Annotated in this window: 13 protein-coding genes and 1 pseudogene; 5 read left to right on the forward strand and 9 right to left on the reverse strand. The window is 60.2% G+C overall.

Features of this window, described 5'->3' with window-relative positions:
- Positions 1–36: 36 nt before the first annotated feature.
- On the forward strand, positions 37–741 hold the full coding sequence (locus G7009_RS08170; RefSeq protein WP_181129483.1) for a lipoate--protein ligase family protein: 705 nt from the start codon (positions 37–39) through the stop codon (positions 739–741).
- Here G7009_RS08170 and crp read toward each other — a convergent pair.
- Positions 738–1,382, reverse strand: coding sequence for a cAMP-activated global transcriptional regulator CRP (gene crp, locus G7009_RS08175; RefSeq protein ID WP_181129484.1), 645 nt, complete (start codon positions 1,380–1,382; stop codon positions 738–740). The two genes, G7009_RS08170 and crp, sit on opposite strands and share 4 nt — an antisense overlap.
- Before the next feature lie 189 nt (positions 1,383–1,571).
- On the opposite strand from crp, the gene G7009_RS08180 reads away from it, so the two are divergent.
- Positions 1,572–1,994, forward strand: a complete 423-nt coding sequence (locus G7009_RS08180; protein WP_181129485.1) for an OsmC family protein — start codon at positions 1,572–1,574, stop codon at positions 1,992–1,994.
- Positions 1,995–2,069: 75 nt separating this feature from the next.
- On the opposite strand, the pseudogene G7009_RS08185 reads toward G7009_RS08180, so the two are convergent.
- The 6 genes and pseudogenes from G7009_RS08185 to hemJ all read right to left on the reverse strand — a co-directional run bounded on the left by G7009_RS08185 (position 2,070) and on the right by hemJ (position 6,498).
- A pseudogene (locus G7009_RS08185) lies at positions 2,070–3,110 on the reverse strand (DUF2157 domain-containing protein).
- Positions 3,111–3,119: 9 nt separating this feature from the next.
- Positions 3,120–3,767, reverse strand: coding sequence for a 2-polyprenyl-3-methyl-6-methoxy-1,4-benzoquinone monooxygenase (coq7, locus tag G7009_RS08190; RefSeq protein ID WP_181129486.1), 648 nt, complete (start codon positions 3,765–3,767; stop codon positions 3,120–3,122).
- A 65-nt stretch (positions 3,768–3,832) separates the two neighbouring features.
- Positions 3,833–4,171 (reverse strand): histidine triad nucleotide-binding protein, encoded by a 339-nt coding sequence (locus tag G7009_RS08195; protein WP_181129487.1) that lies wholly within the window; start codon positions 4,169–4,171, stop codon positions 3,833–3,835.
- 63 nt (positions 4,172–4,234) lie between these two features.
- A complete protein-coding gene (locus G7009_RS08200; RefSeq protein ID WP_181129488.1) occupies positions 4,235–5,017 on the reverse strand; it encodes an SDR family NAD(P)-dependent oxidoreductase in 783 nt (260 codons plus the stop codon).
- 77 nt (positions 5,018–5,094) lie between these two features.
- A complete protein-coding gene (locus tag G7009_RS08205; protein ID WP_181129489.1) occupies positions 5,095–6,042 on the reverse strand; it encodes an NAD(P)H-dependent flavin oxidoreductase in 948 nt (315 codons plus the stop codon).
- A 30-nt stretch (positions 6,043–6,072) separates the two neighbouring features.
- On the reverse strand, positions 6,073–6,498 hold the full coding sequence (hemJ, locus tag G7009_RS08210) for a protoporphyrinogen oxidase HemJ (RefSeq protein WP_181129490.1): 426 nt from the start codon (positions 6,496–6,498) through the stop codon (positions 6,073–6,075).
- Between the two features lie 139 nt (positions 6,499–6,637).
- Here hemJ and argC point away from each other — a divergent pair, with 139 nt between their 5' ends.
- Positions 6,638–7,672 (forward strand): N-acetyl-gamma-glutamyl-phosphate reductase, encoded by a 1,035-nt coding sequence (gene argC / locus G7009_RS08215; protein WP_181129491.1) that lies wholly within the window; start codon positions 6,638–6,640, stop codon positions 7,670–7,672.
- Between the two features lie 130 nt (positions 7,673–7,802).
- A complete protein-coding gene (gene erpA, locus G7009_RS08220) occupies positions 7,803–8,153 on the forward strand; it encodes an iron-sulfur cluster insertion protein ErpA (protein WP_181129492.1) in 351 nt (116 codons plus the stop codon).
- A 70-nt stretch (positions 8,154–8,223) separates the two neighbouring features.
- On the opposite strand, the gene G7009_RS08225 is transcribed toward erpA, so the two are convergent.
- Both G7009_RS08225 and G7009_RS08230 read right to left on the reverse strand, forming a co-directional pair.
- Positions 8,224–9,312: an anhydro-N-acetylmuramic acid kinase gene (locus tag G7009_RS08225; protein ID WP_181129493.1), complete on the reverse strand. Its 1,089-nt coding sequence runs from the start codon at positions 9,310–9,312 to the stop codon at positions 8,224–8,226.
- Positions 9,313–9,315: 3 nt separating this feature from the next.
- Complete coding sequence (locus tag G7009_RS08230) at positions 9,316–10,734, reverse strand: peptidoglycan DD-metalloendopeptidase family protein (protein ID WP_181129494.1); 1,419 nt, start codon at positions 10,732–10,734, stop codon at positions 9,316–9,318.
- Between the two features lie 210 nt (positions 10,735–10,944).
- On the opposite strand from G7009_RS08230, the gene tyrS reads away from it, so the two are divergent.
- Positions 10,945–12,144, forward strand: coding sequence for a tyrosine--tRNA ligase (tyrS, locus tag G7009_RS08235; RefSeq protein ID WP_181129495.1), 1,200 nt, complete (start codon positions 10,945–10,947; stop codon positions 12,142–12,144).
- The last annotated feature ends 470 nt before the right edge of the window (positions 12,145–12,614 follow it).

Consider the following 12,614-nt stretch of genomic DNA (forward strand, 5'->3'; position numbering starts at 1 on the left):
AATCGCCGGCTTCTTTGTATTCGCAAGGTGATCGTGATGACGGGAAAACCTCTCGGCCTGACTGTCGAGGCAGGTCTGCAAGCCGAGCAAGATCTGTTGGCGGCCGTGTGCCGTGGGGAGCGTGAAGCGGGGGTGCTGTTCTGGCGGCCTTCCGATCGGGCGCTGGTCATGCCGCGTCGCATGAGTCGACTGGAGAATTTCGAGGCCGCCTGTGCTGAGCTGGCAATTGCCGGTTGGCCGGTCCTGTTGCGTGAAACGGGTGGAGAGCCGGTTCCGCAGTCATCTGCCGTAGTGAACGTGGCGCTGGTGTATGTGGCGCCGCGTAGCGAGGGCGACCATGGGCGCATCGAGAATGCCTATGAACGTCTGTGCCTGCCACTGTGTGAGGTGTTGCGCGAATGGGGTGGAGTCGCCTCGGTGGGAGAAATCGAGGGCGCGTTCTGTGACGGCCGTTACAACGTCAACCTGAACGGACGCAAGCTGGTCGGCACCGCCCAGCGCTGGCGCCAGGGGCTGGGTGGCAAGCGTCCCGTGGTCCTGGTGCATGGCGCGTTGCTGTTGGACAACGAGCGCGAGTCGATGGTCGCGGCGGTCAATCGTTTCAACGAATGCTGCGATCTTGAACAGCGCTGCCAGGCGGATAGCCATATCGCCTTGCATGAAGTGGCACCCCAGGCGCCCTTGTATGAGCGTCTGAGCCAGGCCTATGCCGAGGTGATCGAGACGTTGCCCAAGGATTAACGAGTGCCGTGGACGACCATGGTCTTGCCCTTGACCTGCACCAGGCTGCGTTCTTCCAGATCCTTGAGGACACGGCCGACCATTTCGCGCGAGCAGCCAACGATGCGACCGATTTCCTGACGGGTGATCTTGATCTGCATTCCGTCCGGGTGGGTCATGGCATCGGGTTGCTTGCACAGGTCCAGCAAGCAGCGCGCGACTCGGCCTGTCACATCGAAGAACGCCAGGTCGCCCACCTTGCGAGTGGTGTTGCGCAGACGCTGGGCCATCTGTGCACCCAGGGCGTAGAGGATTTCCGGGTCGTGGCAGGCGAGTTCACGAAACTTGTCGTAGCTGATCTCGGCCACTTCGCATTCGGTCTTGGCGCGCACCCAGGCACTGCGTTCCTGCTGCTGGCCAGCAGGTTCGAAAAGGCCCAGCTCACCGAAGAAATCCCCGGTATTGAGGTAGGCGATGATCATTTCGTGACCGTCATCGTGCTCGATCAGGATGGTCACCGAGCCCTTGATGATGAACGACAAGGTATCTGCTCGGTCGCCTGCGCAGATGATGTTGCTCTTGGCCGCATAGCGGCGGCGCTGGCAATGAACCAGCACCTTGTCGATATTCTTGATCTTTGCGGAGAGGGCGGAGGCGACCATCACGAAATCCCGTTCGAAAGCGCTACAGTGGTTATGGCGAGCAGCCTGGCGTGATGCGCCAGTGATTTGGCGCCAGCTTATCAGACGCTGTTGCCTGTATCGGCACAAAAACGGTCTCTCTTGAGCTTTTCCGCCAGCCTCGCAAGGTCTAAGCTGGCACCCTTTTCCAATGCAAGGGAGTCCGGTTAGATGAAGGCACGTATCCAGTGGGCCGGTGAAGCCATGTTTCTCGGGGAATCGGGAAGCGGACATGTCGTTGTCATGGACGGCCCGCCCGAGGCGGGTGGTCGTAATCTGGGCGTGCGGCCGATGGAAATGCTCCTGTTGGGGCTTGGTGGCTGCAGCAGCTTCGATGTGATGAGCATCCTCAAGAAATCACGTCAGGCGGTTGAAAGCTGCGAGGCGTTCCTGGACGCGGAGCGCGCGGATGAGGACCCGAAGGTGTTTACCAAGATCCGCATGAACTTCGTGGTCAAAGGGCGCAACCTCAAGGAAGCGCAAGTCAAGCGTGCGGTCGAACTGTCGGCGGAAAAGTACTGCTCTGCATCGATCATGCTTGATCGCGCAGGTGTCGAGATTACCCATAGCTACGAAATCGTCGAGTTGAGCTGAGCACGCTAGTTGAACGCACTGGCCGCTGGCGTCCCGCAAGAGTGCGGGCGCGCAGCGGCCACGACGCGCGGCAGGTCAGCGACGCAACGCTGGCAGGGCGTCTTGCAGCCAAGACGGCAGAATTGCGCGAAGCGCATGGGTGAAGCGCTCGCGACGCTTCTGGTAGAACAGGCCCAGTGCGATGACGCCAAGGCCGATCAAGGTCAGTACCACGGGAAACAGCAACGAATCGGCAAAGACTTCGTATGACAGGTAACCCAGGTAAGCCGCTACACCCAGTGCGCCAAAGACCAGGAAGAGTGGTCGACGTAACAGTATCGCGAGCCCGATAAGGCCCAGGTTGATCAGGCAGTACAACGCCTTGCCCATTTCGCTGTCACTGCCCATCGAGGACAAGCCACCCCAGAACGCCAGGAGGCCGGCCAGATATCCCCAAAAGGCATAGTCCTAGCGCGTGCGACCATCCACCGACAAGACGGCCAGCAAAAGGCCAAGGCCGAACCAGAGCGATACGCCACGGCGTTGTTCCCAGGTGAATTCGGCACCGTGAAACCATTCGCTGAGGTCCATGGACATGAACCACAGGGCAACGGCAATGGGCATGATGATGAAAGGGAAGGGCACCAGGCGCACCATCAGAAGGCCGGCCAGTACGGTCGCGGCTTCCATCAGCAGCCAGCCTCCCTGCACGTAGGTGTAGTACTGGTGGTAGTCGGCTTGGGCATCTTCCAGAGGCCACCAACCGGTCAACCTTTCAAGGGCGAAAACGGCCAGAGGCACGATGCTCACCGCCACGGCCGCCAGCACACCCGCGGCAATCGGCTGGTCGCGGGCCTGCAGCCGGAGGGCAAGCGCGGTCAGCAGACAGATGTAGAGTGCCGCGCCGGCCAACAGGGCGAGATCGCCGACGCTCATCCATGCCTCGGTGAGGAGCCAACCCATCGCCCCCATGATCAGCAAGGCACCGAAATAGAAGGCTACATGGGTCAGTTGAAACGTGGCGCGTTGCTGTGGCTGTTGGCTCAGGAACGTCAACAGGGCCTGATCCTGGCCCGGCAGGAGTATGCCTGCCTGTACCGCGCGTGCCAGATCCCTGGCTTCGAGACGTTCCGTCATGCTCGCACCTTAGATACGGTAGGTACTCTTGGTCATGACCTTCGCCAGCATGCTCATGCCGAAACGCACGGGGGCGGGGAACCTGTAGCCGCCAGCGTCCAAGGCCGATTCAGCATGCTGTTGCTCGTCGATGCGCATCTGCTCGAGGATGGCGCGGGACTTCTCGTCTTCTGGGGGCAGCTGTTCGAGATGCTCATCGAGATGCTTGCAGACCTGGCGTTCCGTAGCCGCCACGAAACCGAGGCTGACCTTGTCGCTGACCAGGCCGGCAAGGGCGCCGATACCGAACGACATGCCATAGAACAGCGGGTTGAGTACGCTGGGGTGGCTACCCAACTGGCGGATGCGTTGCTCGCACCATGCCAGATGATCGACCTCTTCCTCGGCCGCATGCTCCATCGCCTTGCGCACTTCAGGCAGCTTGGCGGTCAGAGCCTGGCCTTGATAAAGCGCCTGGGCGCAGACTTCGCCGGTGTGGTTGATGCGCATCAGCCCGGCAATATGACGGCTCTGGGTGTCGCCCAGGTCAGGGTCGGGTTGGATGATCGCCGGGGATGGGCGGGACGGTTGGCCGCTGAAGGGCAGCAAGGTGCGCATGGCGGTATCGGCCTGCAACAACAAGCGGTCTAGCGGCGAATAGTGACGTTCGGTAGCCATCGGGCACCTCCGCAAGAGTGTGCCCGACAGTCTACCCCAATCCAAAGGCCCGGGCTTGCCTTGGATCAGCCCGGCGGCCAGTGCATCTGGCGTTGGCCGAGCACGTGCATGTGAATATGGTAGACGGTCTGGCCACCCAATTCGTTGCAGTTCATGACCACGCGGAAGCCTTCCTCGCAACCCAGTTCCTTGGCCAGGCGCTGGGCTGTGAGCAGGAGGTGGCCTGCAAGGGCTTTGTCCTCTTCGGCCAGGTCGTTGAGGGTGCGGATGGGTTTCTTGGGGATGACCAGGAAATGCACGGGGGCCTGGGGGGCGATATCGTGGAAGGCCAGTACCTGGTCGTCCTCGTAGATGATGTTCGCCGGTATTTCCCGGTTGATGATCTTGGTGAAGAGAGTCTCCACAGCGCTTGCTCCATGGTGAGGGTCAGGCCGAGTGTACCCAGCCCGGCGCTACGCGCCCAGTGGCTATTGTATGCCGTGGGGGCGGTAGGTGCGATGGATCAGTCCGGCGAGCTTGCGGGTGAGCCAGCGCGGCAGCAGGCGCGGCGCGCGGGCCAGCCAGCGGTTGCGCCGGCCTGGCAGAATCACTGCGCGGTTCTTGTCGAGCGCTCGAACGGTGTATAGCGCGACTTCCTCAGCGGTAAGACTGCGCTTGCTCGCCTCGAGACGAGGGATACGCCGCTTCGAGGAACGCACGGGCCCCGGGCAGAGCACCGATACCTTTATCCCAGTGCGCTTGAGCTCTTCACGCAGGGCTTCGGAAAAGTGCAAGACGTAGGCCTTGGTTGCGGCATAGGTAGCCATCCCAGGCCCAGGTGCATAGCCCGCCAGCGATGCCACGTTGAGGATCTGCCCGCCGCCATGGACGGCCATCAGGTTGCCGATGGCGTGGCACAACCGCGTCAATGCGACGAGGTTGACTTCTATCAAATCCTGTTCGTCGGCCCACTCCTGGGCCAGGAACGGGCCATAGGAGCGCAACCCGGCGCAATTGACCAGCAGGTCGATGCGTCGGTCGCCTTCCTCCAATTCCAGGACGAAGCCGGACACCCGCAAAGGTTCACTGAGGTCGCAGGCACGGAAAAGCACTTCGACGCCGAAGCGTTGGGTCAGTTCGATGGCGACCGGCTCCAGGGCCTCGCGTTGCCGTGCCACCAGGATCAGATTGCGCCCGCGCCGCGCCAGTGCCTCTGCCAAGGCAAGACCCAGGCCGCTGGAGGCGCCGGTGATCATGGCGTAACGGGTCATGCAAGGCTCCGGGACGGCAAAAGAGGGCAGCTAGTGTACAGCTAGACCAAGCAAGTTGTTGCCTTTTGCTACATGGATCAGGCGTGCAGGTTGTGGGCGCGAGCCAATGCTTGGTGATACTCGTCACGCAGGCGTTCGATGAGCGTGCCGGTGTCTGGCAGGTCTTGGATTCCACCTACGCCCTGGCCTGCAGACCAGACGGTCTTCCAGGCTTTGGCTTCTTCATCCAGCGGCTTGAGGCGACCCTGATCATGACGGGTCTTGAGTGCAGTCATGTCGAAGCCTGCCTGCTCGAGACTCTGGCGCAGGAAACTCGCAGGCACGCCGGATACCGCTGGGGTGTGGACGATATCCATGGCCTTCGCTCCCAGAAGCATCTGCTTGTAGGCGGGTTGTGCCTGGCTCTCCTCGGTGGCGATGAAGCGTGTGCCCATGTAGGCGAGGTCCACGCCCAGCATCTGCGCGGCAAGCATTTCATGGCCATGGTTCAGGCATCCGGCCAGCAAGAGGGTCTTGTCGAAGAACTGTCGCAACTCGGCTACCAAGGCGAAGGGGCTCCAGGTTCCGGCATGTCCACCTGCACCCGCCGCCACCGCGATAAGCCCATCCACACCGGCCTCGGCGGCCTTTTCTCCATGGCGACGAGTGGTGACATCGTGGAACACCAGGCCACCATAAGCCTGGACGGCCTCCACCACTTCCTTCACTGCGCCCAGGCTGGTGATGACGATGGGCACGCGATGCTCCACGCAAACGGCCAGGTCGGCTTGCAGACGAGGATTGCTGGGGTGGACGATCAGGTTCACCGCATAGGGGGCAGGCTTCTCCAGAGCGGCGAGGCCGGCTTCGATCTCTTCAATCCAGCGCTTGAATCCTCCGGTGTCGCGTTGGTTGAGCGCGGGAAAGCTGCCGACCACGCCATGCCCGCAGCAGGCCAGCACCAACTGTGGGTTGGAGATCAGGAACATGGGTGCCGCGACGAGGGGCAGGCGCAAGCGTTGTTCGAGCAAGGCGGGCAAGGGCATGGCAGGCTCCGGCAAAAAGTGCGGTTATCGTCAGAACGGTTTGACCACTACCAGAATCACGATAGCCAACAGAATCACCACCGGTACTTCGTTGAACCAGCGGTAATAGACATGGCTGCGCGTATTCTCGCCGCGCGCGAAGCGCTTGAGCTTGGCGCCGCAGACGTGATGGTAGCCGGTCAGCAGCACGATCAGGGTGAGCTTGGCATGCAGCCAGCCCTGGCTCATGAATCCAGGGCTCAGCACCAGCAGCCAGATGCCGAAGACGAAGGTCGCGATCATCGCCGGGCCCATGATGCCGCGGTAGAGCTTGCGCTCCATCGTGACAAAACGTTCCTGGCTGATGCTGTCCTTGCTCTGCGCGTGGTAGACGAACAGGCGTGGCAGGTAGAACAGCCCGGCGAACCAGCAGACCACGCTGACGATGTGCAGCGCTTTGATCCAGAGATAGAGCATTTGAAGTTCCTTCAGGTTTTCACGGTCGTCAGATAGTAGAGGCGAAGCGCCGGAAGGGCATCCCAAGAGTTGTTACAGACGTCTGGGATGCCTATCATCGTGGGCTTTCCAGTCGGTTCGTTGATAAGGGGCAAGCGTTATGATCAAGGTCGGTATCGTCGGCGGCACGGGCTACACAGGAGTCGAGCTGCTGCGTCTGCTTGCGCAGCATCCACAGGCCGAGGTCGCTGTGATCACCTCGCGCTCCGAGGCTGGGGTTGCGGTCGCCGATATGTACCCTAACCTGCGCGGCCATTATGACGGCCTGGCGTTCAGTGTTCCGGACAGCAAGGCCTTGGGCGCCTGTGACGTGGTCTTCTTCGCCACGCCGCACGGCGTCGCCCACGCGCTGGCCGGTGAGCTGCTTGCCGCCGGTACCAAGGTCATCGACTTGTCCGCTGACTTCCGTCTGCAGGACGCGGTCGAGTGGGGAAAATGGTATGGCCAGCCCCATGGCGCTCCCGATCTGCTTCCGGACGCGGTATACGGCCTGCCCGAAGTCAACCGTGAGAAGATTCGCCAGGCGCGCCTGATTGCTGTGCCTGGGTGCTATCCGACCGCAACCCAGCTGGGTTTCCTGCCTTTGCTCGAAGCCGGCCTTGCCGATCCATTGCGCCTGATCGCTGACTGCAAGTCCGGCGTCAGCGGTGCTGGCCGCGGTGCTTCGGTGGGTTCGCTGTTCTGCGAAGCGGGTGAAAGCATGAAAGCCTATGCTGTAAAGGGCCATCGTCACTTGCCTGAAATCAGCCAGGGTCTGCGCCTGGCGGCTGGTACCGATATCGGGCTGACCTTCGTGCCTCACCTGACGCCCATGATCCGTGGCATTCACTCCACGCTTTATGCAACGGTCACTGATACCTCGGTCGACCTGCAGGCTCTGTTCGAGAAACGCTATGCCGATGAACCGTTCGTCGATGTGATGCCTGCTGGCAGCCACCCCGAGACACGCAGCGTGCGCGGCGCCAATGTCTGCCGTATCGCAGTGCATCGGCCGCAGGATGGCGATCTGGTCGTCGTGTTGTCGGTAATCGACAATCTGGTGAAGGGCGCATCCGGCCAGGCGGTGCAAAACCTCAACATCCTGTTCGGCCTGGACGAGCGGATGGGCCTGTCCCACGCAGGGTTGCTGCCGTAAAGGCAGCGGTCTGTTCGGCTTGCAACCTACGGCCGTCAGTTTCCGGATAGTATTGTTGACCGATTTTCTCGGAGAAGCGGATAATGCGCGTCATCACGTGTTATGGCGGCACAGCGCCGGGAGAATCAACATGAGCGTCGAAACCTTTACCCCCGAGGCCTTGCAGTTCACTCAAGGGGCAGCCAGCAAGGTGAAGACTCTGGTTAGCGAAGAGGGCAATGATCGGCTGAAGTTGCGGGTATTCGTGACTGGCGGAGGCTGCTCGGGTTTCCAGTACGGTTTCACCTTCGATGAAGATATTGCCGAGGATGACACCATCGTCGAGCGTGAGGGTGTAGCTTTGGTGGTCGATCCGATGAGCTACCAGTACCTGGCAGGGGCAGAGGTGGATTACCAGGAAGGCCTGGAAGGTTCTCGGTTTGTAATCAAGAACCCGAACGCAACCACGACCTGCGGCTGCGGTTCATCGTTCTCGATCTGACTTGGGTAGCTGGAACAAGAGCGCCGCGTATTAACGCGGCGTTCTGCATTTCGGGGCTGGATAGGGCGGCTCAGGCCGGATAGATGGCGCCCAAAATACGCAGCCCCCTAGCGCCGGTGACGCTGGGACGGTTTGCGGGGATCCGCTCCAGGCAGCAATGGGCCAGCCAGGCAAACGCCATTGCTTCAACCCAATCGGGGTCGACGCCGTGGGGAGCCGTGCTGCTGACCGTGGTCCCTGGCAGTAGCTCGGCCAGGCGTCGCATCAGCGTACCGTTGCGAGCGCCACCGCCACAGACCAGCAGCGCTTCGGTATCTTGTTGCGCAGTTTGCAATGACTCGAGGATGCTGCGAGCGGTGAGTTCGAGCAACGTTGCCTGCACGTCTTCATCACGGTAAGCAGGCAGTTTGCACAGGTGTGCATCCAGCCACGTCAGGTTGAAGACCTCGCGCCCCGTACTTTTGGGCCCGGTGCCGGCAAAGAAGGGATCGCCAAGCAGTGCCTCGAGCAGTTCTGGAACCACCGAACCGCTGGCCGCCCAGGCGCCATCGGCATCGTACTGCTGCCCGCGCTTGCGTTCTATCCAGGCGTCCAGCAGCACATTGCCGGGGCCGCAATCGAATCCGTGCACCGGTGAAGCCTGCTCGATAAGACTGAGGTTGCTGAAGCCGCCGACATTGAGTACCGCCACGCGCTGGCCGAGATGGCCGAACAGGGTTTCATGGAATGCGGGTACCAAGGGAGCGCCTTGCCCGCCCGCCGCGACGTCGCGGCGACGGAAGTCGCTGATCACGGTGATCCCGGTCAACTCGGCGAGCAGCGCAGGATTACCGATCTGCACAGTGAATCCACGAGCGGGCTCATGGCGAACGGTCTGGCCGTGGCTGCCGATGGCGGATATTCGGGCAGCATCGACACGCTGCTCGCTCAGCAATCGTTGAATCCCTTGCGCTGCCAGGCTTGCCCAGTGGTTTTCCGCCATCGCCACACGAGCGATTTCGTCCGCCCCACTGGCACAGAGTGCCAGCAGATCCTTGCGCAATGCTGTCGGCATGGGGACGTAGTGCGTGGCGAGCAATCGGCACTGCTGCATATCGACCAGCGCGATGTCCAGACCGTCAAGGCTGGTGCCGGACATCACTCCCAAGTAGAGCGCCATGGGTCAACGCTTGTTCGAGGCGAGCATGGTTGCCTTTTCCTGATCCATGCGAGCGATCAGGGGCTTGCTCAGCTGAAGGAAGCGCTGACGTTCGGCCTTGGCGATCGGGTCGGCCATGGGCACCTTCTGACTCAGCGGGTCGACATGGACGCCTTTGACCTGGAACTCATAGTGCAGATGCGGGCCGGTAGAAAGACCCGTCGTACCAATGTAGCCGATGATCTGGCCCTGCTTGACGTTGGAGCCGTTCTTCACGCCCTTGGCAAAGCCTTGCATGTGGCCGTAGAGAGTCTTGTAGGTATTGCCATGCTGGATGATCACGGTATTGCCATAACCCCCGCGACGTCCCGCCAGCAATACCTTGCCATCGCCCGCAGCCTTGATCGGCGTACCGCGTGGCGCAGCGTAATCGACACCCTTATGGGCGCGGATCTTGTTGAGGATCGGGTGCTTGCGACCATTCGAGAAGCGCGAACTGATGCGCGCAAAGTCTACCGGGGTGCGGATGAAGGCCTTGCGCAGGCTGTTGCCGTCGGCCGTGTAGTAGCTGGTGTTGCCCTGTTTGTTGGTGTAGCGGACAGCGGTGTAGGTCTTGCCGCGGTTGGTGAAGCGCGCGGACAGGATGTTACCTGTGCCGACAACCTTGCCGTCCATGACCTTCTGCTCGTAGACCACGTCGAATTCATCGCCCTGGCGGATGTCCTGGGCGAAGTCGACGTCGTAGCCGAGCACGCGTGCCATGTCCATCGTCAGACTGTGCGAAAGGCCCGCGCGCTGGGCGGACGCCGAGAGCGAGCTGTTGATGATGCCGTGTGCGTAGGCGGTACGTACGATGGGTTTGCTGATCACTCGATCGAAGCTGTAGCCCTTGGTGCTGCGGGTCAGGCGGATGGACTCGAGACTGCTGACCTTGGTATTCAAGGTGTTCAGCTGACCATCCTTGTCCAGGTCGAACTGCAATACCTGACCGTGCTTGAGCTGAGTGAACTGCTTGGCCTGCTTGCTGCTGGCCAGGACGTCATGCACTGCAGCGGATGGAAGACCGACCTTGGCAAAGAGCGTCGACAGGGTGTCTCCGCGTGCCACAGTCACTTCACGGTGGTCAGGTGCCTTGGCTTCGGCTTTCGCCTCGGCTACAGGCTGAGCCTGATTGCTTTGGGCAGTGGCTGACTCGCCGTTTTCTATCTGGACGAAAGGGGAAGGATTGTCTTGTTCGGCCTGGACCAGTGGAGCGGTCTTGGCCTCGTCCTTGAGTTGTTCGGCAGGGCTTTCCAATTCGAGACTGAGGCTGGTTTTCTTGGCCTCTACATCGCTGGAAGGGAATACCAGTAGCGCCAGGCTGAGAAGGGCGGCGAGGCCGCTCGCGGCCAACAGATGGCTTTTCGGATAAAGCGGAGGCGCTTTAGGCGTATCGTTGGTCATAGGGAAAAGGACTTTGAAAAGGTGAAATGGAAAAGATGAATGACATGATGAAGATGAAATAACTGTATAAAATATAACCAAATCCATTTCGGCGCAAGAGTGACAGACGCTTCGAGACGGTGGTCGGGTCACATCCTGGGTAGATCTTGTATTTGATGGCCGATCTTGTATGGTTGGCTCCCTTTGAATCTGAGCCTTGCGGGTCTGTTTATGAAGTCGGTGGAAGAACAGCTGGCGCTTATCAAGCGCGGCGCGGAAGAAGTGCTCGTGGAATCCGAGCTGGTCGAAAAGCTCAAGCGTGGTCAGCCGCTGCGCATCAAGGCTGGCTTCGATCCGACAGCGCCAGACCTGCACCTGGGCCATACGGTCCTGATCAACAAGCTGCGCCAGTTCCAGGATCTGGGGCATCAGGTGATTTTCCTGATCGGTGACTTCACTGGCATGATCGGCGACCCGAGCGGCAAGAGCGCGACCCGTCCGCCCTTGACGCGCGAGCAGGTGCTGGACAATGCCGAGACCTATAAACAGCAGGTCTTCAAGATTCTTGATCCGGCAAAGACCGAGGTTGCATTCAACTCGACCTGGATGGACCAGCTGACCCCTGCCGATTTCATCCGTCTGGCATCACAGTACACGGTCGCTCGCATGCTCGAGCGCGATGACTTCGACAAGCGTTATACCAGCAACCAGCCAATCGCCATTCATGAGTTTCTCTATCCTCTGGTGCAGGGCTACGACTCGGTGGCGCTCAAGGCTGACGTCGAGCTGGGCGGGACCGACCAGAAATTCAACTTGCTGATGGGGCGCGAGCTGCAGCGCAGCTACGGTCAGGAAGCGCAGAACATCGTTACCATGCCGCTGCTCGAGGGGCTGGATGGTGTGAAGAAGATGTCCAAGTCGCTGGGTAACTATGTGGGTATCCAGGAAGCGCCGGGTGTGATGTACAGTAAGCTGGTGTCGATCCCTGACACATTGATGTGGCGCTATTTCGAGCTGCTCAGCTTCCGCTCGATGGATGAGATCGAGGCGTTTCGGTCTGACGTCGAGCGCGGCGCCAATCCGCGCGACATCAAGATCAAGCTAGCCGAAGAAATCGTTGCCCGCTTCCATGGGGAAGAAGCGTCGGCCAATGCGCACCGTGGCGCAGGCAATCGCATGAAGGATGGCGAGCTGCCAGAGGATCTGCCTGAGATAGAAGTCGAGGCAGCTGAAGACATGCCGATCGCTGCAGTGCTCAACAAGGCAGGGCTGGTCAAGAATTCGGCTGCGGCTCGCGATCTTCTTGCGGCCGGTAGCGTGAAGGTCGATGGAGCGGTCGTGGACCGCGGCTTCGTATTTGCTGTGGGCGCCACCCATGTCTGCCAATCGGGCAAGAAGGCTTTTGCACGCATTACCTTGAAAGGTCAGTGACTATCTATATAGCTAAAGGGCGGCCGGAAGGCCGCCCTTTGTTGTTTTTAGGTTAATTTGATGTTTGTTGAAATAAGGGGTTGACGCATTTCTCCAGGTCCTTATAATGCGCACCACTTCCAGCGTAGTTGGAACGAGAAACTCCTTGAAGATCAATGAGTTAAGCGTTTCAGGCGATGCGGGAAGGGCTTCGATCGACAGATCGACAGCGGTGAAAAAGGTGGTTGACAGCGGTTTTCAACGCTGTATGATTCGCCTCCCGCTGACGAGAGATCGCAGCGCGTCAAGTGGTTGAAGTTGAACGAGTTTCTCGACAAAAACTTCAAAATAAACGCTTGACAGGCTCTGAGGAAAGCGTAGAATGCGCACCTCGGTTCAGCAAGTCGAAAGACGCCGAACCAACCGCTCTTTAACAAATTGAATCAAGCAATTCGTGTGGGTGCTTGTGAGCATGGACTGATAGTCTGCAA

This window comes from Pseudomonas capeferrum, from assembly GCF_013523055.1.
Classification (GTDB): Bacteria; Pseudomonadota; Gammaproteobacteria; order Pseudomonadales; family Pseudomonadaceae; genus Aquipseudomonas; species Aquipseudomonas capeferrum_A.

What these genes read in the sequence shown, in the direction of transcription:
- G7009_RS08180 (WP_181129485.1), top strand. Translation starts at nt 1,572, where the DNA reads ATGAAGGCACGTATCCAGTGGGCCGGTGAAGCCATGTTTCTCGGGGAA.
- tyrS (WP_181129495.1), top strand. Translation starts at nt 10,945, where the DNA reads ATGAAGTCGGTGGAAGAACAGCTGGCGCTTATCAAGCGCGGCGCGGAA.
- coq7 (WP_181129486.1), bottom strand. Translation starts at nt 3,767, where the DNA reads ATGGCTACCGAACGTCACTATTCGCCGCTAGACCGCTTGTTGTTGCAG.
- hemJ (WP_181129490.1), bottom strand. Translation starts at nt 6,498, where the DNA reads ATGCTCTATCTCTGGATCAAAGCGCTGCACATCGTCAGCGTGGTCTGC.
- erpA (WP_181129492.1), top strand. Translation starts at nt 7,803, where the DNA reads ATGAGCGTCGAAACCTTTACCCCCGAGGCCTTGCAGTTCACTCAAGGG.
- G7009_RS08200 (WP_181129488.1), bottom strand. Translation starts at nt 5,017, where the DNA reads ATGACCCGTTACGCCATGATCACCGGCGCCTCCAGCGGCCTGGGTCTT.
- G7009_RS08230 (WP_181129494.1), bottom strand. Translation starts at nt 10,734, where the DNA reads ATGACCAACGATACGCCTAAAGCGCCTCCGCTTTATCCGAAAAGCCAT.
- crp (WP_181129484.1), bottom strand. Translation starts at nt 1,382, where the DNA reads ATGGTCGCCTCCGCCCTCTCCGCAAAGATCAAGAATATCGACAAGGTG.
- G7009_RS08170 (WP_181129483.1), top strand. Translation starts at nt 37, where the DNA reads ATGACGGGAAAACCTCTCGGCCTGACTGTCGAGGCAGGTCTGCAAGCC.
- argC (WP_181129491.1), top strand. Translation starts at nt 6,638, where the DNA reads ATGATCAAGGTCGGTATCGTCGGCGGCACGGGCTACACAGGAGTCGAG.
- G7009_RS08205 (WP_181129489.1), bottom strand. Translation starts at nt 6,042, where the DNA reads ATGCCCTTGCCCGCCTTGCTCGAACAACGCTTGCGCCTGCCCCTCGTC.
- G7009_RS08225 (WP_181129493.1), bottom strand. Translation starts at nt 9,312, where the DNA reads ATGGCGCTCTACTTGGGAGTGATGTCCGGCACCAGCCTTGACGGTCTG.